General features: G+C 54.2%; 13 protein-coding genes. 8 read left to right on the top strand and 5 right to left on the bottom strand.

The window, feature by feature from the left end; translation table 11 throughout:
- Positions 1 to 16: 16 nt before the first annotated feature.
- Positions 17 to 958, bottom strand: coding sequence for a helix-turn-helix domain-containing protein (locus ACL9RJ_RS23945; protein ID WP_017126759.1), 942 nt, complete (start codon positions 956 to 958; stop codon positions 17 to 19).
- A 131-nt stretch (positions 959 to 1089) separates the two neighbouring features.
- Between ACL9RJ_RS23945 and ACL9RJ_RS23940 the strand changes: the two genes are divergently transcribed.
- Positions 1090 to 1821 (top strand): DJ-1/PfpI family protein, encoded by a 732-nt coding sequence (locus ACL9RJ_RS23940; protein WP_017126760.1) that lies wholly within the window; start codon positions 1090 to 1092, stop codon positions 1819 to 1821.
- 128 nt (positions 1822 to 1949) lie between these two features.
- Here the strand turns inward: ACL9RJ_RS23940 and ACL9RJ_RS23935 are convergent, their stop codons facing one another.
- Both ACL9RJ_RS23935 and ACL9RJ_RS23930 read right to left on the bottom strand, forming a co-directional pair.
- On the bottom strand, positions 1950 to 2555 hold the full coding sequence (locus ACL9RJ_RS23935) for an SCO family protein (protein WP_422765743.1): 606 nt from the start codon (positions 2553 to 2555) through the stop codon (positions 1950 to 1952).
- A 399-nt stretch (positions 2556 to 2954) separates the two neighbouring features.
- On the bottom strand, positions 2955 to 3971 hold the full coding sequence (locus ACL9RJ_RS23930) for a GlxA family transcriptional regulator (protein ID WP_343054820.1): 1017 nt from the start codon (positions 3969 to 3971) through the stop codon (positions 2955 to 2957).
- A gap of 333 nt (positions 3972 to 4304) precedes the next feature.
- On the opposite strand from ACL9RJ_RS23930, the gene ACL9RJ_RS23925 reads away from it, so the two are divergent.
- The 7 genes from ACL9RJ_RS23925 (at position 4305) to ACL9RJ_RS23895 (ending at position 15811) form a co-directional block, all read left to right on the top strand.
- On the top strand, positions 4305 to 5579 hold the full coding sequence (locus ACL9RJ_RS23925; RefSeq protein WP_017126764.1) for an MFS transporter: 1275 nt from the start codon (positions 4305 to 4307) through the stop codon (positions 5577 to 5579).
- A gap of 162 nt (positions 5580 to 5741) precedes the next feature.
- The gene (locus ACL9RJ_RS23920) at positions 5742 to 6917 is read left to right on the top strand and encodes an efflux RND transporter periplasmic adaptor subunit (protein ID WP_177086983.1); all 1176 of its coding nucleotides are present in this window, start codon (positions 5742 to 5744) and stop codon (positions 6915 to 6917) included.
- 176 nt (positions 6918 to 7093) lie between these two features.
- On the top strand, positions 7094 to 10279 hold the full coding sequence (locus ACL9RJ_RS23915) for an efflux RND transporter permease subunit (RefSeq protein ID WP_177118132.1): 3186 nt from the start codon (positions 7094 to 7096) through the stop codon (positions 10277 to 10279).
- A 14-nt stretch (positions 10280 to 10293) separates the two neighbouring features.
- The gene (locus ACL9RJ_RS23910; RefSeq protein WP_246356572.1) at positions 10294 to 11799 is read left to right on the top strand and encodes an efflux transporter outer membrane subunit; all 1506 of its coding nucleotides are present in this window, start codon (positions 10294 to 10296) and stop codon (positions 11797 to 11799) included.
- A 127-nt stretch (positions 11800 to 11926) separates the two neighbouring features.
- The gene (locus ACL9RJ_RS23905; RefSeq protein ID WP_422765742.1) at positions 11927 to 12658 is read left to right on the top strand and encodes an SDR family NAD(P)-dependent oxidoreductase; all 732 of its coding nucleotides are present in this window, start codon (positions 11927 to 11929) and stop codon (positions 12656 to 12658) included.
- Positions 12659 to 12818: 160 nt separating this feature from the next.
- On the top strand, positions 12819 to 14996 hold the full coding sequence (locus ACL9RJ_RS23900) for a TonB-dependent siderophore receptor (protein ID WP_422765741.1): 2178 nt from the start codon (positions 12819 to 12821) through the stop codon (positions 14994 to 14996).
- A gap of 446 nt (positions 14997 to 15442) precedes the next feature.
- Positions 15443 to 15811: a hypothetical protein gene (locus ACL9RJ_RS23895; RefSeq protein ID WP_422765740.1), complete on the top strand. Its 369-nt coding sequence runs from the start codon at positions 15443 to 15445 to the stop codon at positions 15809 to 15811.
- Between the two features lie 566 nt (positions 15812 to 16377).
- On the opposite strand, the gene ACL9RJ_RS23890 is transcribed toward ACL9RJ_RS23895, so the two are convergent.
- Both ACL9RJ_RS23890 and ACL9RJ_RS23885 read right to left on the bottom strand, forming a co-directional pair.
- Positions 16378 to 18048 carry a UvrD-helicase domain-containing protein gene (locus ACL9RJ_RS23890; protein WP_422765739.1) on the bottom strand — a complete coding sequence of 557 codons (1671 nt, stop codon included), beginning with the start codon at positions 18046 to 18048 and terminating at the stop codon, positions 16378 to 16380.
- A complete protein-coding gene (locus ACL9RJ_RS23885) occupies positions 18045 to 20000 on the bottom strand; it encodes an ATP-dependent nuclease (protein WP_422765738.1) in 1956 nt (651 codons plus the stop codon). Before ACL9RJ_RS23885 ends, ACL9RJ_RS23890 begins: the two co-directional genes overlap by 4 nt.
- Between the last annotated feature and the right edge of the window lie 166 nt (positions 20001 to 20166).

The raw sequence follows: 20166 nt of genomic DNA, 5'->3' as shown, positions 1-20166 counted from the left end.
TGCGGGTATTTGGATTTTAGCTTGCTGAGCTGAAACGACGACGGTACTCCGTCGGCGTGAGGCCAACGACCCTTCGGAACCGCGACCGGAAGGTCACCGCAGACCCGAATCCGGAAAGAAGCGCCGTTTGATCAATCGACACCTCGCTCTCCTCAAGCAATTCACGCGCTCTCCCAATACGAGCGCTGAGAAGCCACTGTAAAGGAGTAGTGCCGGTCTGTTCCTGAAATCGCCGAGCAAATGTACGCGAGCTCATCTTGGCGCGAGCCGCAAGGTCATCGACTGTGTGCGAACTGCTCAAATTGTCCCGCATCCATTCAATCAACGGCATTAAGCTCGTTGGCGAGCCTGGTAGCTCCTGACGAATAAATTGTGCCTGACCGCCATCACGGTACAGCGGCGCGACCGCCAGGCGGGCAGTGTTTGCCGCAACAGACTGGCCGTAATCGCGTCGCACGAGATGCAAACACATATCCAATCCTGCTGACGCGCCGGCCGAAGTCACGATGCTACCTTCATCGACGAACAGAACATTAGGTTCTACCTTTATCTCCGGGTGAAGCCTGGCCAGGTCCTCGGAGAAACGCCAATGCGTCGCTGCGCGTTTTCCGACAAGAAGACCGCTTGCGGCAAGGATAAAGGCCCCCGTGCAGATTGAAGCCAATCTTGCGCCACGAATATGTGCCTCGCGAAGGGCGATTTTTACTGCTTCTGGAACCACTCCAAACGGGTCTTCACTTCCTGGTATGACGATAGTTTGGGCTAGCGCAAGACGGTCGAGGCCGTACCGCACCTGCATATCAAAACTGGCGGCGCGAATTGTCCGCTCGGGTGCGCACACCTCCACCTCGTAAGCTTTGCGACCATCTGGCTGAGTAGCCAAAGCGAAAACCTGATAGGCAATACCAAAGTCCAATGGCACCACGTCATTCAATGCCAGAACCGCGATCTTATGCATGGTGTTGGACTCCGCTCGTAAAACCTGAATATTCGGCTGGCAGAAACTGATCGATCAATGTCATTTCCGCCACTCACGTGGAGCGTCTAACAGGAATACTCTTCAGTCAAGTACGACGAGAGGAGACGGTAATGTCTGATGAACTGAGCAATAAGATTGAAGACCGCCAACTGCAGATTGGCATGGTGATTTTTCCTGGTTTCACTCTGCAAGACTTGGCAGGCCCACAGACGGCGTTCGGCCTTCACGCTAAAACTCACATAATCTGGAAGACAATGGAGGCTGTTCCAACGGATATGGGCGTCACCATGAATCCCACGATCACGATAGATGACGTTCCAGATCACTTGGACGTGCTGTTTGTCGCAGGTGGCGGAGGAACTCCTGAAATCATGAAGGACCAGGAGCTGCTCGATTTTATTGCTCGCGCAGGAAAGACAGCCACTTATGTAACCGCTATATGCACGGGCTCTGTACTTCTTGCTATGGCGGGACTGCTGGAAGGCTATCGTGCAGCGACCTACTGGCCTTTCTACGAACCCCTCATAGCCTTGGGTATCGAACCGAGCTACGAACGGGTATGCGTCGACAGAAACCGAATCACAGGTGGCGGTGTCACGGCGGGTATCGACTTTGCGCTGCAGGTCATCGCCGAACTCAAAGGCCAGGATGCGGCTGAGTTTACGCAGCTCGTGCTCGAGTACGACCCACAGCCGACAATGCACTCGGGGAATCCACGTACTGCGCGGCCTGAGATCGTCGCACAGATAGAAGGTCTGTGGGGGAGAACTGACGAGGCTGTGAGAGTCGCGAATGAGCATATGGCGCGTCGAGCGCAGTTATCAAAACTGACTCCCGCGTGATCGTAGCTCCCATGCGCCCTCTATCTGCGTTTGGGCTGATACCTGGAAAACCAGCCCTGGTAGAGAAAGCCCAAGGACGATCTGTTCAACGCGTTGATTTGTGTTGGTTCGATTGGGCGCTGGGTGCATTAGCAAATCTCCATGAGGGTAATCAGATCTTCTGCACATTGTTGCGCCGAAAGTGCTTGAGAAAATCCAAGGCGTAGCGTTCCTTGGTAGTCATACACATAGCTCGTCGATGAATGAGTCAGTGTATAGCTTGATCCAATCGGTACTTTTTTATAGAACACGCCAAACTCCTTGGCTGTGGCCGCCGTTTCTTCTGGTGTTCCGTAAAGTGCGACAAAAGACGGGTCAAAAGTTTTGACATAGGCGTCTAGTACGGCTGGCGAATCCCGTTCGGGATCAAGCGTAATAAAGATAACCTGAAGGCGGTAGCCATCCTTATCCATCATCTTTTTGATTTTTGCTGCACGAGCCAAGGCGGTGGGACAGACTGCCGGGCATTGAGTAAATCCAAAAAAGATTATCGGCATCACGCCTCGATAGCTTGAAAGCGTTCTTACCTCGCCGTCAGTATCTTTTAGCCTGAATGTGCGCCCAAGAATTTTATCGCTTAAGTCTTTGCCATATTTGTACGATAGCTCACCCCGGGTATCGCAGCCTGCCAGCATGCCGATACCTAGCAGTCCCATACCTGAAATCACCTTGCGGCGAGTCAACAAAACGCTCATTGGTTAAAGCCTCTTCATACGAAAAAACAATAAATTGGATTGGCGTATCTTATTTAAATTACTACTTCATGCATCGACGGTATGCTTGCCGATAAATAAATATATCCGTTCAAGATCGAGCTGATCCCTGGTGCGGTTGACTTGAGGGTTTTGTCTCTAATACTTTTAACGGAACCTCAACGCCATCAAACGTGGGCCACCTAACTAAGCATTCACGCAAACCACGCTCAAACCGGTGCCGGTGATGAATGCACGCTTGCCTGAAAGTTCTTTCATGACTGTCCCATTAGTAGGTTGGAGATTCATCGCGACCATTCGGGGTCACTAAGATCCAGAGGCTGAAGCATAAGCGTCACTGGCGTTTTGCAAAACGACTTAGTCCCCTCGATTTACGCCATGCTATTTGGTCGAACTTGTTTCTCCCTTAACTTCAGAAGCGCTAACACCCTGATGTGCGGCCAGCCGTCTGATGCTTTGAGGCGGGTGTCCAATAACTCTGATGAAGGCTCTGCGCATCCGCTCCGGATCCTTGAAACCGACCGAGTGTGCTATCAGTTCGATTGGTTCCGCCCCACGTTCAACGCGCAGCCTCGCGACCTCGACACGCAAACGCTCCACTGCTTTAGCCGGTGTTTCCCCCGTTTCCAGCAGGAAAGCCCGACCGAATTGACGCAAGCTGAGGCAAGCAATTGATGCCAGATGCTCTGTTGATAGCTGTTCGTTCAGATGCTCTCGCATATAGGAAAGCACCTCCCTCATGCGATCCGTCGACGGCTCCATATCGGCCATGGCCGAAAATTGTGATTGCCCTCCTGGCCGACGGTGATACACCACCATGGTGCGGGCGACCTCATGGGAAACAGCACTTCCCAGATCCTCCTCAATCATGGCCAGCGCCAGATCGATTCCCGCAGAGATGCCAGCAGACGTCCAGATGCCACCATCCTTCGTAAATATATGATTGGGCTGTACCCGCACCTTCGGAAAATTGCGTTGCAGTCGCGCGGTCTGCCTCCAGTGTGTAGTAGCCCTGCGACCGTCCAACAGGCCCGCCGAAGCCAATAGAAAAGCCCCGGTGCAAACACTCGCCACTCGCCTGGTGCCTTTCGCGGCCGCATTAGCGAGGTGGTCCGACACCATAGGAAGGTCATAGGGCTTCGAAAAGGCCTTACCGCCGACCACTATCAACGTATCGTACGGGCTTGATCTGATCTTCTGACTCCTTACTTCCAGACCAGACGAACTCATCACAGGACCGCCCGACAACGAAACCACCGAACAGCAGTAGGGATCTGGTACCCCAATCTCTTTAGCGATCTCGAAGGCCGCCAGCGGACCGCTAAGATCCAGAATCTGAAACTCGGGAAAGATCAGGAAAGCGATGTCACGCATGGAATTACCTTCTTGAAAAATCATAGGTCCTGCTCGGAATTACTGTTCCCTGCCGGCGTCCTATTGGCCGATTTTCGTACTGCTGGCCCCAAATCATCCTCTAAAAATTTCATGGCGAAAAGGGCGGAAAACCCTCAAAAAACGTCATCATTTTTTCTCGCTTCGCAGTCCCGCTTCGCTATCGGTTTTCCTGTTTGTGACACCTGCTGCCCAATGCAGCCCGACGACCAAAAAGGAGGGAACTAAGTCCTTTCTCCCGCGATAAGCGACGGAGAGAATGCTCCAGTTTCTCAACGGGAGAGTCGTCATGGTTGTAAGGGCAGACAGCTCGAACCTTCTTGACTGGAGGCGGGCACAATGAGCACATCAAAATTATCGGAAGACATTTCAGCGCCAGAAAAGTCGTCAAGCCGATCGAATGTGGCGGTACTGGCAATAGCTCAGGGTTTGTTCACGGCAGCCATCGCTATCGATCTCACATTGACCGGTTTGACGGGATATCAGCTCGCCCCCGATAAATCGCTTGCGACTCTGCCCTTTGCACTGATCACCGTAGCCGGCGCGATTGCGACATACTTCGCCTCTACCCTGATGCAAAAGATAGGTAGACGGCGTGGATTTGTACTAGGTGCCCTCACTGGCGCGATAGGCGGCTTGATTTCCGTATGGGCAGTCTTCCTGAATTTTTTCTGGCTGTTTTGCATCGGGACAGCCGCCGTAGGTGTTTTCCAGGCATTCGCCCAGTATTACCGGTTGGCGGCAACAGATTCGGAACCTGACAACCGCAAAGCACGCGCGATCTCGTTGGTGCTTGCGGGCGGAGTGATCGCCGCTTTTCTCGGGCCTTTGTTGGCGAGTTGGAGCGCGGATTTGTTCCCGGTCCTGTTCGCCGGCTCGTACTTGATGGTATGCCTGCTGGGCCTTGTCTCCGCAGCATTACTTTGGCTGGGTTACCAGGATGCACGTCCAGAACCATTGGAACTGCATGATCACGAACAGCCGCCACGCAAACTACTCACAATATTCAAGCAACCTATTTCACTAGCGGCACTCTCGAATAACGTTATTGGCGGCGTGGTGATGATGTTCATCATGACCGCGACACCGCTGGCTGCTGTCGCCAGCAATCACTCCATAAATGATGGCGCCAGCATTATTCAATGGCATTTAGTAGGTATGTACGCGCCGTCACTATTCGCTGGGCGCCTGATTGCCCTATTTGGATTACCACCGATTTTATTCCTGGGAATGGCGCTAAGTGCAGCTTGCGGATTGATTGCGCAGTTTTCGGACAGCTTGACCGCGTTCTATATCGCGCTTCTTTTTCTAGGCGTCGGGTGGAATTTTATGTTTGTTGGTGGCACCACCTTGTTGACTTCCTCCTACCACCCCTCCGAAAAGGCCAGGGTGCAGGGAGTGGCAGAGTTTATTCAATATACGTTCACTGCATTTTCCACCTTGGCCGCCGGTCCCATATTGCAATTACTTGGCTGGAAGGGCATGAATAATATTGTTTTTCCGCTAATCGCGGTATCCGCGGTTATTACCTTAAGGTGGATGCGTGCCGACCGCAGAACAAAAAACGCCAATGGCGAACGCGTTCCAGACAATGAAAACAGGTCGATGACGTGATTTTTCACGCATGCCGCTCACTGTAAAAAAGCCGCGGTGTCGTTGGCGAAGCAAACACCTAGGCTCCCAACAAGCGCCACTTCATATTTCATGAGAATTAGCCATCGGAAGTTGGCATTCACACAGCAGTCAAGCTAGAACAGGATTAACTTTGGAGTAATTATGAGCGCTAATTCCAAACCCCGCACCAGGCTGGCACTTTATTCGGCAGGCATGCTTTGTATTTCCGGAGTCATTGCCTTTGGGGTGTTCGATAACTCAGAGAAAGCTGTAGCACAGGAAGGCCCGCTCCCAATCCAGGAGGTAGATGTCGCGGTCGTTAAAAGAGAAATCGTTACCGACTGGCAAATCTATTCTGGCCGATTAGCAGCGGTGGAAAAAGTCGAGGTCAGGCCGCTGGTGGCAGGAACCATAACGGACGTCAACATACATGACGGCCAATTGGTTAAAAAAGGGGACACTCTGTTCGTCATCGATCCACGACCTTACCAAGCACAAGTCGAACGAGCCAAGGGGCAGGTTGCGGCAGCTCAGGCTCGCGCCGCGTACACGAAAAGCGACTGGGAGAGGGCACAGCGCCTGATTACCGAAAATGCAATCGCAAAACGTGATTACGATGAAAAAAACAACGCAGCACTGGAGGCCATTGCCAATCTTAAAACTGCTGAAGCAGCGCTGGATGCAGCTAAAATTGATCTCGGCCATACCCAGATTAAAGCTCCAATTTCTGGTCGCGTATCGCGGGCAGAAATAACACTTGGAAACATCGTAAACGCCGGGGCAGGCGCGGCGCCTTTAACGATGCTTGTCTCTGTGAACCCCATTTATGCAGAGTTCAACGCTGATGAGCAGACTTATCTTAAGTACATCAACAGACTCGGCAATAAGGTTAATGTTCCGGTTGATCTAGGGCTTGCAGATGAGACAGGGTATTCGCGCCGGGGAGTCATCCAATCCGTAGACAATGAACTCGACACTACCTCAGGCACTATCCGAATGCGTGCACGGTTCGACAACGCTGATGGCACCATGGTCCCGGGGTTATATGCGCGTGTAAAAGTGGGCGGCAGTGAACCATACGCGGCCCTTCTTATTGATGATGCGGCAATTGGCACCGATCAAGACAAGCGATTTGTCCTGGTCGTGGGAAAGGATGACCATATTGTTTATCGCCCGGTAGCGCTGGGGAATCTACAAGGCAATGATCGAATTATCACGTCCGGGCTCGAAGAGGGCGAACGGGTGGTGGTAGGCGGTATTCAGCGAGTCCGTCCAGGGGAGCAGGTTCTAGGAAAGATAATTCCCCAAAGTGACGCTCAGGCTAGAAACGCTCACTGACCCACGGCAGCACTAACCAGAATTCACTGATAAACAACGAATGCCCCTCAGGCACGTACGTTTTTTTGGTCCGCGCATTGATTATAAAACAGAGTGCATCCTTGAGCGTCCTGTTGTCTTTTTTAACCTTAAAGCAGCGCTGAGAGTAAGTAGCCGCCTCACTTAAAGAGTCGTTAATGAACATATCAAAGTTCTTCATCGATCGTCCGATCTTTGCGGGTGTACTATCCGTGGTGATCCTGCTTGCAGGGTTGATAGCAATATTCAAATTGCCGATTTCTGAGTATCCAGAGGTCGTTCCACCCTCGGTCACCATCAGCGCACAGTATCCTGGAGCGAACCCAAAAGTCATTGCCGAGACAGTTGCGGCGCCGCTTGAGGAAAAAATCAACGGCGTTGAGAATATGCTGTACATGCAGTCTCAAGCGAACAGTGACGGCAACCTGACCATCACCGTGACTTTTGCGTTAGGAACTGACCCGGACCTGGCTACCCAGTTGGTACAGAACCGAGTCAATCAAGCATTGCCACGGCTGCCCGAAGATGTCCAACGATTGGGTGTTACTACGCTCAAAAGCTCTTCTTCATTGGTTCTTTTTCTGCACCTCGTATCACCCAATGATCGGTACGACACGACGTATTTGAGAAACTACGGCGTACGTAACGTCAAAACGCGCTTTGAGCGGATACCTGGTGTTGGCCGTGTCGATATGTGGGGGGCAGGCGACTACGCAATGCGTGTGTGGCTCGATCCGCAGAAGGTGGCCCAGCGTAATCTCACCGCCTCGGAGATTGTCACTTCCATTCAAGAGCAGAACATCCAGGTTGCTGCGGGTGCCGTTGGTGCTGCGCCCTCTTCGCCGGGTACTGCAGTACAGCTGACAATCAATGCCCAGGGTCGCTTGAAGACCGTCGACGAGTTCCGCGACATCGTTCTCAAAACCAGCCCGAATGGCGCAGTGACTCATCTGCGGGATGTCGCCCGGGTCGAACTCTCCGCGGCTGAATACGGATTGCGTGCGTTGCTGGACAACAAACCCGCCGTCTCCCTCGCCATCTACCAATTGCCTGGCGCCAACGCGCTGGAGATCTCTGACCAAGTCCGCGCGGCACTCAAAGACCTCAGCGCTGATTTCCCTCCAGGCCTGGATTACAGGCTTATCTACGACCCCACCCGCTTCGTGAAGTCGAGCATCAATGCGGTTATAGAAACACTGCTCGAAGCCATCGCACTGGTGGTCGTGGTCGTCATTGTGTTCCTCCAGTCATGGCGTACAGCGATCATCCCCTTGATCGCTGTACCGGTATCCATCATCGGTACCTTTGCGCTGTTGCTGGCCTTCGGCTTCTCGATCAATGCCCTGTCGCTTTTCGGAATGGTGCTAGCCATTGGTATCGTCGTCGACGATGCCATCGTTGTGGTTGAAAACGTGGAGAGGAACATAGCCAGCGGGCTGACGCCGAGGGACGCCACCTATAAAGCCATGCAAGAGGTCAGCGGCCCCATCATTGCCATCGCACTCACGTTGGTTGCTGTGTTTGTACCGCTGGCATTCATGAGCGGTCTCACGGGCCAGTTCTACAAGCAGTTTGCGATGACCATTGCGATCTCCACAGTGATCTCCGCGTTCAACTCACTCACGCTCTCTCCAGCCCTCAGCGCACTCCTTTTGCGTAACCACGACGCCAAGCAAGACGCCTTGACGCGGGTGATGAATAAGCTGCTGGGCGGTTTTTTTCGAGCATTCAACAAGGTTTTCAATCGTGGCTCGGAGCAATACTCGAAAGGCGTGACAGGCATCCTCAAGCGCAAGGGCAGCATGCTGGTTGTTTATGTGGTTCTTCTGGGGCTCACGGTGGTCATGGGGAACGTTGTGCCAGCCGGGTTCATTCCCATGCAGGACAAGGAGTACCTGGTCACCATCGCCCAGCTTCCCAATGGCGCTTCTCTTGACCGTACGGAAGAAGTGATTCGCCAGATGAGCGAAATAGTCATGAAGCAGCCGGGCGCAGCTCACGCAGTCGGCTTCCCTGGCATGTCCGTTAACGGATTCATGAACAGTTCCAGCGCTGGGATTGTCTTTGTTCCCCTCAAGCCTCTCAGCGAGCGTACATCGAAAGATGAGTCCGCCGCGGCCATCGTCGCGTCCCTCAACCAAAAGTTCGCCAGTATCAAAGGAGCCTACGTCGCAGCCTTTCCACCGCCTCCAATACTCGGGCTTGGCACACTGGGTGGCTTCAAAATGCAGCTGGAAGACCAGGGTAGCCTGGGCTATGAGGCGCTTAACAAGGCCGCTCAAGCATTCATGGCCAAGGCTGCTGTGACCCCGGAGCTTGGTGGGTCACTGACAAACTATCAGATCAACTTCCCGCAGCTGAACGTCGAGCTGGACCGTGTGAAAGCCAAACAGCTGGGGGTGTCGGTTACCGATGTATTCAAGACCATGCAGGTATACCTTGGCTCCTTGTATGTGAACGACTTCAACAGTTTCGGCCGTGTCTACCAGGTACGCGTGCAGGCCGACGCACCGTTTCGTCAGCGAGCAGATGACATCCTTCAGCTGAAAACCAGAAACGACCGTGGGGAAATGGTGCCCCTATCGTCTCTGGTTCGTATCACCCCAACCTACGGTCCGGACATGGTGGTTCGGTATAACGGCTACACCGCAGCGGATATCAACGGCGGCCCAGCGCCGGGCTATTCGTCTGGCCAGGCCCAGGCAGCAGCGGAGCGCATTGCCGCCGAGGTGTTGCCTCAAGGCGTGAAATTCGAGTGGACCGAGCTGACTTACCAGAAGGTTTTGGCAGGTAACGCCGGTATGTGGGTCTTCCCTGTCAGCGTCCTGCTCGTATTCCTCGTACTGGCCGCACTGTACGAAAGCCTGACCCTTCCTCTGGCGGTCATCCTGATCGTCCCCATGAGCATCCTGTGCGCACTCACGGGGGTGTGGCTCACGCAGGGAGACAACAACATCTTTACCCAGATCGGGTTGATGGTACTGGTCGCATTGGCCTCCAAAAACGCCATCTTGATAGTCGAGTTCGCCAGAGAACTGGAGCACGACGGGTACACGACGCTGAAGGCAGCCATTGAAGCAAGCCGCTTGCGTCTGCGGCCGATTCTCATGACGTCGATCGCCTTCATCATGGGCGTTGTCCCACTCGTGTTTTCCACGGGGGCGGGCTCAGAAATGCGCCAGGCCATGGGGATCTCGGTGTTTTTCGGCATGTTGGGCGTGACCCTGTTCGGTCTCGCACTGACACCTGTCTTCTATGTGGTCCTGCGTACGCTGGCAGGTGGCAAAGTACACGTGGCTCAAAAAGACGCGCCCCACCTGACAACGCAAGCATTGGACGCATGATCGGAGCCAAACGAATGATCCAGTTACCCCAAAAGTCTATTGTTGGACTGCTAACCTCCTCAGCGCTGCTATCGCTTCTATCAGCATGCTCTGTGGAGCCGACATACAACCGCCCCGACGTCCCGACTCCGCAGACGTTCAAGGAAGCTTCGGCTGAACAGAAGCAAGCATCCTTGCCCAAGGATAGCGCCTGGAAAAACGCTGAACCGGCCGATGCCGAACATCGTGGGCAATGGTGGCTGGTCTTTGGCGACCCGGTGCTGAACGACCTGGAGCGGCAAGCCGCAGAGGCTAATCAGAATCTGAAGGCGGCTGCCGCACGAGTCCAGCAATCGAGAGCCTTGACCCAATCAGCCCGAGCGGGATGGTTCCCGTCCCTGGATGCGGGATTTGGTCCTACGCGTGAACGCCTGTCTCCTGCCTCGCAATTGTTGCCTGACGATGCGAGTGGGTCCACGCAGACTCTTTGGCGGGCGCAGGCGACAGCCTCTTACGAGGTAGACCTGTTCGGGAAGGTGGATTCACAAGTGAACACCGCGCTCGCTAATCAAGCACAGAACGAGGCGCTGTATCGTTCTGTGCTGTTGGCCCTCCAAGCTGATGTGGCGAAAAATTATTTCGAGCTGCGTGAGTACGACAACCAACTTCGACTATTTCGTCGCACGGTCACCCTCCGTGAAAACACCCTGAAATTAGTGGAGGGGCGATTCAAAGAAGGCGACATAAGCGAGCTTGACCTCTCGCGAGCGCGCAACGAATTATCGACCGCCAGGGCGGACTCGGTAGGGATCGCACGGCTTCGCGCGACATCGGAACATGGTCTTGCCGTGTTGTTGGGCAAGTCTCCTGCCGACTTCGATTTCCCTGACTCACCGATAGAGCCCATCGCGACCCAGGTGCCTGTCGGATTGCCATCAGCGCTACTGGAACGCCGTCCCGATATTGCTGCCGCCGAGAGAGCCATGGCTGCGGCCAACGCACAAATCGGATTGGCGAAATCAGCATTTTTTCCGCGGCTTAACATAAATGCCACTGCCGGCTTCGAGTCGTCGTCGCTGGGGAATCTGTTCGACTGGTCGACTCGGTCTTTTCTACTAGGCCCCCTTACGGGAACGGCGCTGACGTTACCGATATTTGATGGTGGTCGCAGGAAAGCAGATCTCGCCTCTGCAAGGGCTCGATACGACGAGCAGGTTGCGAAGTATCGGGAGCAAGTATTGGTGGCGTTCAGAGAGGTAGAGGACAACCTGGCGGACCTGAGGTTGCTCGATGATCAGAAAGGTAATCAAAGCGCAGCTGTTGCAGCGTCCATACGGACAGAGCGGCTTTCTAAAACTCAGTATGAAGAGGGACAGATCAGCTACTTGGACGTGATCGATGCCCAGCGCCAGGTCTTGCAAACCGAACTGCAACTGAGCCGTCTGACGGGCACTCAGGCCATTGCAACGGTGAATCTGATCAGAGCCTTGGGTGGCGGGTGGGACCGCGCCAACACTGATATTGCCGCCAATGGGCCTTAGGCGGTCATCACGCAGCCCTGGACGGCTTTAAAGACACGCCCCACCAAAAGCAGCCCATTGAAGATCGCGAATTTCTTGACCTGGATCGCTTGAAAGCCAATCGAAACTTTTAACAGGTAATGCATGTATGAGCGAGAAGACACTGTTATTGACCGGTGCCAGTCGTGGCATCGGCCATGCCACCGTCAAACACTTTCACGCCGCCGGGTGGAGGATTTTCACCGCCTCTCGCCAGGACTGGGTCGCTGAATGCCCATGGGCCGAGGGCTTGCTCAACCACATTCATCTTGATCTGGAAGATATTGAGAGCATCACTGATAGCCTTCCGGCCATCAGGGAGAAATTGGGTGGGCGCCTGGATGCATTGGTAAACAATGCCGGAATTTCGCCCAAGGGGCCTGAGGGGACACGCCTGGGTGTTCTGGAGTCCGACTATGCAACCTGGATCAAGGTCTTCAATGTCAATCTGTTTTCCACGGCCCTCCTTGCGCGGGGGCTGTTTGATGAATTGAAAGCTGCAAAAGGCAGCATCATCAACGTGACCTCTATTGCAGGTTCCAAGGTGCACCCGTTTGCAGGTGTGGCCTATTCCACATCCAAAGCTGCGCTCTGCGCCCTGACTCGGGAAATGGCCTTTGATTTTGGCCGACATGGCGTAAGGGTCAACGCTATCGCACCCGGAGAAATTGAAACCTCAATGCTCTCCGCAGGCACTGCGCAAATCGTTGAACGGCTGGTGCCGATGAACCGGCTGGGCAAACCTGAAGAAGTTGCCTCGCTCGTCTACTTCCTTTGCACCGGTGGCGCTTCTTACGTAAACGGCGCCGAGATTCACGTTAACGGTGGCCAGCATGTCTGACGTTAATCGCCGTCGACCTGTCAGGCGCACCCCCACGAAAAAACCATTGATGCCTTCATGACTGCGGCAGCGGCCCGGTGGATAAATACGGGCTTTTGATTCTGGTGATGCCCAATCCTCCTGCGCATTCAGCTTCACATGACTTTCATCGGAATATCCCATGTACTCGGACAAGAACGAGCCGCCGTTTTACATTGATCCGTCGCGGCTGCGCTGGCGCCATGCCTTTTGCATGTTTCTGGGGCTGGCATTACCAGTCATTGCCCATTCACAAGACGGTGCCGTGGATGCACCCCCAACATCCGATCAATCACAGATTTGGACGTTGGAAACCATAACCGTTTCCGGGTCGCGTGAGGGCTACAGCGCACCCTCTTCTGCGTCGGCCACGCGCACCGACACGCCCCTGGTCGAAGTCCCGCAATCCGTGCAAGTTGTCACGCAAACGATCCTCAAGGAGCAGGACAGTCATTCGCTTGCCGACGCGCTGGTCAACGTCTCGGGGGTAAGAGCAACCAAGCAGCAGGAGGCACTGTTCGCCCAGCCAATCGTGCGCGGTTTTCCGGCGGAAATTTACATGAACGGGCTGCCTGCCTTTGGCGGCACGGCAGCGAGCATCGACCCGACCAGCCTCATCGGCACCGAGCGCATCGAGGTACTCAAAGGCCCTACATCAGCGTTGTACGGCGGCGGTATCGGCGCGCCGCTGGGTGGCTTGATCAACGTGGTTTCCAAACGGCCCGAGACCGAGCCAAGTGCACTGCTGTCGATGCGCACCGGTAGCTTCGGCACAGAGAATCCTTCGCTGGATCTCAACACACCCATCGGCGACAAGGTCGCCGCACGGATTACCGCCGACTATCAAGAAAACAACAGCTGGATTGATCATGTCAACGGCCATCAGTGGTCGATACAACCCAGCATCGCTTTCCAGCTATCGCCAGAGACTGAGTTGCTACTACGCGGCCAATACGAGAATCGCAGCCAGGTCGAATATTCCGGCCTGCCAGCCGCTCAAGCATTGAGCGGGCAGATTGATCGCAACGCCTTCCCAGGAGCGACCCACGGACAGCCTCACACCACTATCGAGAATCGAACAACCACCGCCGAGCTTACGCATGAGCTTAACGACGACACACGACTGACCGTCACCGCTCAGTATTACGAGGGCAAAGTTCGCGATTATGGCAGCCTTGTATTTCCGGACCTTCTGGGACCGAATCCCACGACACCCACGGTTTACCCGATATTCAAGCTTTACCTGCCCACGAATGTCCGGGAAAGCACGCTGGATACCAACCTAAGCTCCCGAGTCGAATCGCTGGGTGGAGATCATGAGTTGCTGGTGGGTATCAGTTACGACAACACTCACTTCAGCTCGGGGATGTCCGGCATTGAACTCATCGGCGAGCTTGACCTTGCCAATCCGGGATATGGGATTTCCTACGGCGCGACGCCCGAAACAACGGTGTCCCAGACCAACCGTTACGAGACGAAGGCTTTATACGTTCAGGATCAAGCGACCTATGGCCGTTTGCACTTGTTGGGGTCGTTGCGATTGACCCAGCTCGACATCAACCAACAAGAGCAAGGTGTAGATGCTTCATATCATCGTGTGACACCACGGTTTGGCATCACCTATGACCTGACCGAAAGTCTTGCGCTCTACGCGGCGTATTCCACCGGTTTCAGGGGAGCGTTCAACTTCACTGGTAACGAGGCGCCCAAGCCTGAGCTGTCTCGCAATTATGAGGCGGGCGTCAAACTGGCGTTCAGCGATCTCGGTATTTCGGGCACTCTCGCCGTGTTCGAGCAGACGCGTCGTAATGTGTCCACCCCTGATCCTGACCCTACCTACGCGACTCTGGGTTACTCGGTACAGAGCGGCGAACAACGCGCTCGCGGGGTAGAAGCGGACCTGGTCTGGGAACCGACCCCCGCTGTTTCATTGCTGGGTAACTACGCCTACACCCAGGCAGAGATCACAGAGGACAACTCGATTCCGGTCGGTGATGGACTGCCTCGCGTACCACGGCACAGCGGTCGCCTCGCAGTCCGCTATCGGATACTTGACGGCGCCGCCAAGGGACTGGGCTTGGGTGCTGGTATTACAGCACTCAGCGCGCGTGAGTTAACCCTGCCTAATACGGTATCCGTCCCAGGCTACGCACTGCTGGATGCGCAGACTTCCTACGATTTCGACCGCTACACGATCTCGGTTTCGGCGGTAAACCTGACAGGTCGCAAAGTCTTCGAGACCTATCAATACATGGGCTCCCCAGTGGTACTGCCCACTCAACCACGTTCAGCGTACCTGACGCTGACGGCCCGCTTCTAAAGACACCCTCATGATCGAGATGCCGTCGTTCCGCGGCTGCGGATAAGAGCGGGTGGGTGGCCGGCGAATTCGAACCGGTGGGTGAGAGGTTTTCCTTTTTCACCCCTGGATCGCGGGTGTCTCGTAATGAGTAGAAATAGCTTTCAAAATGAACTTACTTTTCCTACGCGTTTTAGGCGTGTGAGAATGTTGTGTGTGTCCAATGCCGTGTCTACATTCCTGTTGTCGCTGCAAATTCAGCGATACGGGTTTCGCAGCCCGGCGTTCAGTCAGGCGCACAGCGCCGCGTAAGCGGTTTTTTCATGTCTGCTTTATGGCGGGCTGTGCGCAGGAGGCTTATGCCTGCCGGTTTTTCCTGACTGACCGGTCTGCGAACCTGCGTACAGTTCGCCACCCTTGTGTCGCAGCGAGCGTGGAGATCCCCTATCACAGTCAGGAGATTTGCCATGGTTAAGAAAATCACCCCAGATCCGCCTCCCGTTTTCGGCGATTCTGTGAAACCCATGCGGCCAGATGCGGCCCGATTGCTTGATACCCTCGCTGTAACCCTGTCCAAAACCGTCAACCACGCTGACCCTCTGCGTCCCACGATTTTTGCCATCCAACCCGGCGTCACAGCCCACGACGCGCTGAGCTACGTATCGAACCTGTTGGAGGTCGCCGAGCTGAACGGTGACGAAATCAGCTTGCATACCAATCCAGTGGAGCGAACGCTGTTCTGGGGCATGCTGCACTCGGTAGAGATGGCGAAGGCGGTGGTGGATGCTTTGCTTGAGGGGGCGGCCCCAGCCCTGGATGGTCGAGCATCTGGTTGATGCGGTTCTGCTGAAAACGGACGCATTTATTTTGTGGGTTTTTGCCTGGTTTGCTCGTTGAAGGCCTGCGTACATACGGGGGCTTGAGGTGGTTGCGCTGATCTCTTGGCGGGCAAGCCCGGCTCCCATGGTGGGCCGAGTACAAATGAGTAGGTACAAGTGGACCGACTGCCGAGCGGACGTGCACATAGGGCGGGTAAGGGCGGCGGGGTGAAAAGCCAAGGCTCAGACGCAACAAAACCCGCACTGGGCTGGCTTTGTTGTTTGCTTCGCCGGGGTAATCTGAATTAATTTCTTATACTGCTGATTTATATCATTAATTCCGTTTTTGTATTTGGGATGGAATACCAATTGGAATACTTCAACAGATGATAGTGCCACTCTCATTTCTTGTAATCGTTCGACAACCTTGCTTCGCACTCATGATTAGCGGTCATCTTCTTGCGGCTGAGCGATAGCTTTTGATTCGGTGTTGGCCTGTAGATGTCCATTCGCCCTAGCTCAAGCAGCACCTGCGTTCAAAGTCTCTGCACTTGAAAATAGGCTTGGTGATTAGAGGGCTTGTTTTATAAGGTTTCGCTCTGCCATTTTGAAACATACGCCAGAAACTCTGCATGGGGGTTTCGCCGGAATCGCCAACTGCTGATGTCGCTTAGGTTGTCCCTAGTCTGAGCTGTGGTTACCACTAGCCTCCTTTTGGCACGTGACACTCCGACAAAAAACGTACAACGGGTTTCATGAGTGTCATTGCCCCAGTAGGCCTGATCTTCCACGCCAAGCATGATCACAGAATCAAACTCCAAACCTTTGCTTTTGTGTACCGTGAGGATCCGGATCGACTGGTCATCAGACAGTTGGGACAGAGCCTGAACCAAGTCAGGCTCCTGCTCTAAGGCGGCATCAATGTGCTTTTTAATATCTCGGATGACTTCCTTCAGTCGATCCCTCGACTCGTAGTCATTGGAAAGGCTCGTGAGCAAGCTCACTCCAACCATAGACAGGAACTCCTTCAAAAGACTCCACCGCTGCGCGTAGCATCTCTTTCCCAAATCCTCGGCAGCAGACTTGCGAGCCTCTTTGATGAATCTGTTCCAGTCAGTGCGGACAGCTCCGCCTTGCTCGTCATCGTCGGACGGAATGATCCGACGCATTAACCTTGTCCACGCCTTAGGCTCTCGCGAACCGTAAAGGCATAGCAGATAGTCCACAATCACCATTGCCATAGGTTCGGTGGCTAAGTCCTGCATCTGGTTCTCGTTACGGTGTGATATGCCCATAGCGTCCAGCGCCACTGTCAATTGGGTGGTATAGGCCTCGGGTTGGCTTCTCACAAGAACCGCGATCTCAGAAGGAGCTAGGCCCTCCACGTTGATCCAGATGTTGATTTGTGCAGCCAAGCTAGCGGCTTCTTCTGTGCAGTGGTCGAAAGCTTGGGCATGGATCTCCCCGCCTTCTCCTTCAAGTAGGCTCTCCGGCATTTCAGAGCCTGGATCGAGGACTTTGACTATCTCGTTTTGCAACCGTAGAAGCCGTGGCTGCGAACGAAAATTGCGGTAAATATTAAGATGAGTCGCAGAGAAGTCACTTTCAAATTTGCCGAAAACGCCGTCAAGCGCACCAGCCCATCCCATAATTTTCTGCTTTACATCACCAACGGCGGTGACGCGACGCTTTGTGCCTACGAAAATTTTGCTGACCAGCGCGTACTGCTCGTTTGTGCAGTCTTGGAACTCATCGAGAAACACGTCACTGTAGGTCTGCCTGAGGGCATTCACAGCCATCGGATAAGCATCGAGGATCTTGATGGCCAATGGAATAAGAAGACCAAATTCGGTCTGGACAGGATGGGCCTTTCCCCTGGGAACCACTTGGAATCCAGCATTCAGCGCGTCGTCACCAATGAGAACCGGCCGAAAGCGCTCAATGATCCGTTTAGCGAAACCGTGAAACGTGTAGCTATCGAACCGACTGGCGTACCCAGCCCCGCACCGCCGCCAAACCCGCTCTTTCAAGTTGTTGCTTGCGTCGACCTTGAAGGCGATGGCCAAAATCCTCTTCGGGTAGCGGCACGTTCCCGTCGACAGCAGAAAATCGGCCCGCTGTGCAAGCAACTCGGATTTACCTGAGCCTGGGCCAGCGGTGAGCGCAACGCATCGTTTAACCTCCCTCACCGCAGTTTCGGCATTCGGCTCAAGCACTATGCCTTCTGAGGGCGTCCAATCTTCGATCAGTATCATTCCTGGAGCGCCTCGACTTTAGCTATGACGAAATCGGTCAGGCGTTCCAAGGATGCAGGCATCGAGTCCTTGAGTTGCTGATCAGTCAGCTGCGAGAGCGCTTCAATATGCGACTTGGGTTTGCTATCGAGTTTGAAAAGCTTGTGATACGCGATGAAGTGCTTACGCTCAGTCAGTGAGTACTGCTTGGCATCATAATGGCTATCACCCAGCACGGATTTGACCTGAGCGAGTTTCGGGGGGAGTAGCTTATCGGCCGTCAGGCCGTAAGCCTCAGGGAAAGCTTTGAGCATCGAAAAATCGAGATCCATTGGCGCCGAAAAAAACACCCCCATCGGTTCAAGGTCACCAATGTAAGATTTGTATTTCGGATCTTTTTCTACCTTCAGAATCTTATGAGTGGCATTGTTCCACTTTGGCAGCGTTGCCAACTGATCCTCCGGCAAATAAAGCTCATTAGGCCGGTGCTCCTTGAGCTCAGTAGCGACATACTTAATCCTCCCCCAACCTCCACCAAACCGTGCCACGTCAAGATCAAGAAGAGTAACGTAAGGGATCTCCAGGCCACTGAGGAGTCGCCAAAAGTGATTGATATGACGGCCGCCTAATGGCGCAATCGAAATAGCTGCTTCGTCTACCAGTAGCCCCTTGGCTGCGAGCAAGCGAGGTAGCACGATCTCCTCGCTGTCACCCTCCCCTAAGATCACCAAGCGTGAGAAGTACAACTCTGGGTATGCCTGGATAGCTTCCCTTACGAACTTGTACGCCTCGCCTTTTTTGTTGGAAGGCATTTTGATTTTGGTTACCACCGTGCACCGCATTTCATCCAGCCGCAGGTACCTTATCGCGGACGGCTCGACGCGTCGCAACATTGACGGGGCATGGGTTGCGATCAAGGCTTGCGAGTCAGCGAATCCTGGACTGCCCACTAGTGTTTTGAGCGACGAAACGATTCGCCCCAGATAATGGGGAGATAAGCTATTTTCGGGCTCCTCCAGGGCGACAATGGTAAAGACTGCCGGTCTCAGCTTGTCCGAGTCGAAGGAGTCATCCTCACCATTGAGCACTGCCCGGCCTATAGCCTGCGATGACAAAACCAATGACAGATAGAGCATCGATTTCTGACCATCGCTAAGCCGTGAAAAATCGACCATCTGCTCACCGTGGCCAGGTGAGAAAGATACGGACAGATGTCGTAGCAGTGACTCAATTTCGTTGGCAATGAACGTCACACTAGGGCTCGCGAAGAATTGCCCTTTATGGAGCTCCTTCCAAGTCTTGGACAGCCCTGCGCTGAGATTCAGAACCGACTCGTTGTCGGTTAGGCTTTCCGATATGTCCGTGGTCAACTGCCTAATAGTATCGCGCTGGGCTGACCAGTTAACCGCTCGCAGCAGGCGCCCAAGCAATGCATTCGCACCATAAGCGATATGGTCTGCTGGGTCACGACGAGCCGGAAGGTAGTGCACCTGGATAAAGTTCCGCTCATCCCGAGGCACAGGGACGGTATCGACCGGATCACCCGCTTCGTTGACATCGAGGACGTAGCGAAGACTTTGCTCGATCTCATCATCAGCGCCGATCGAAGCATCTAGCCGATACCTTACGCGAGGCACCCCGTCCGGATCATCCAGTCGCATGTGCCCAAAGTGACAGGGGATGGTCGGGTGCTCACCCGCGTCGTCATCCAGCTCTGGAAATGTAAGTTCAGCCTCGATCCACAGCGTTCTTTCGTCAGGTGCCTGCTTCTCGTCGTGAGGGACGGAGAAATCAGATTTGCGCAGTCGCCGTTGATTGGGATCGAAAGAAAAAAGCCGACAGAGTGCCTGCAGTGTCGCGGTCTTGCCCGAGCCATTCGGGCCGATAAGGAATGTGAGATTTTCAAGATCTATGGTGACCGGCTCTGCCCCGAAGGATTGGAAGCCGCAGATACGGACGTGCTTAAGTTTCAACTTAGAATCCTTTCATGGCTTTTTATTTACCTGCGACCCGCGTGGACGTACCCAAAGCGCTGCATGTTCGCTTGCCGGGTAGCCCCATCGTAGCTGAGCAGTTGACCGTGTGGTAGCAGTATGGTGGCAGTTCTGCAGCGGGACACAGAAGCCTCTATACCATTAA

The organism is Pseudomonas sp. Mn2068 (genome assembly GCF_049319725.1).
Lineage (GTDB): Bacteria > Pseudomonadota > Gammaproteobacteria > Pseudomonadales > Pseudomonadaceae > Aquipseudomonas > Aquipseudomonas gingeri.
Note: the sequence above shows the minus strand (reverse complement) of the source record. Positions and strands in the feature narration are given on the sequence as shown.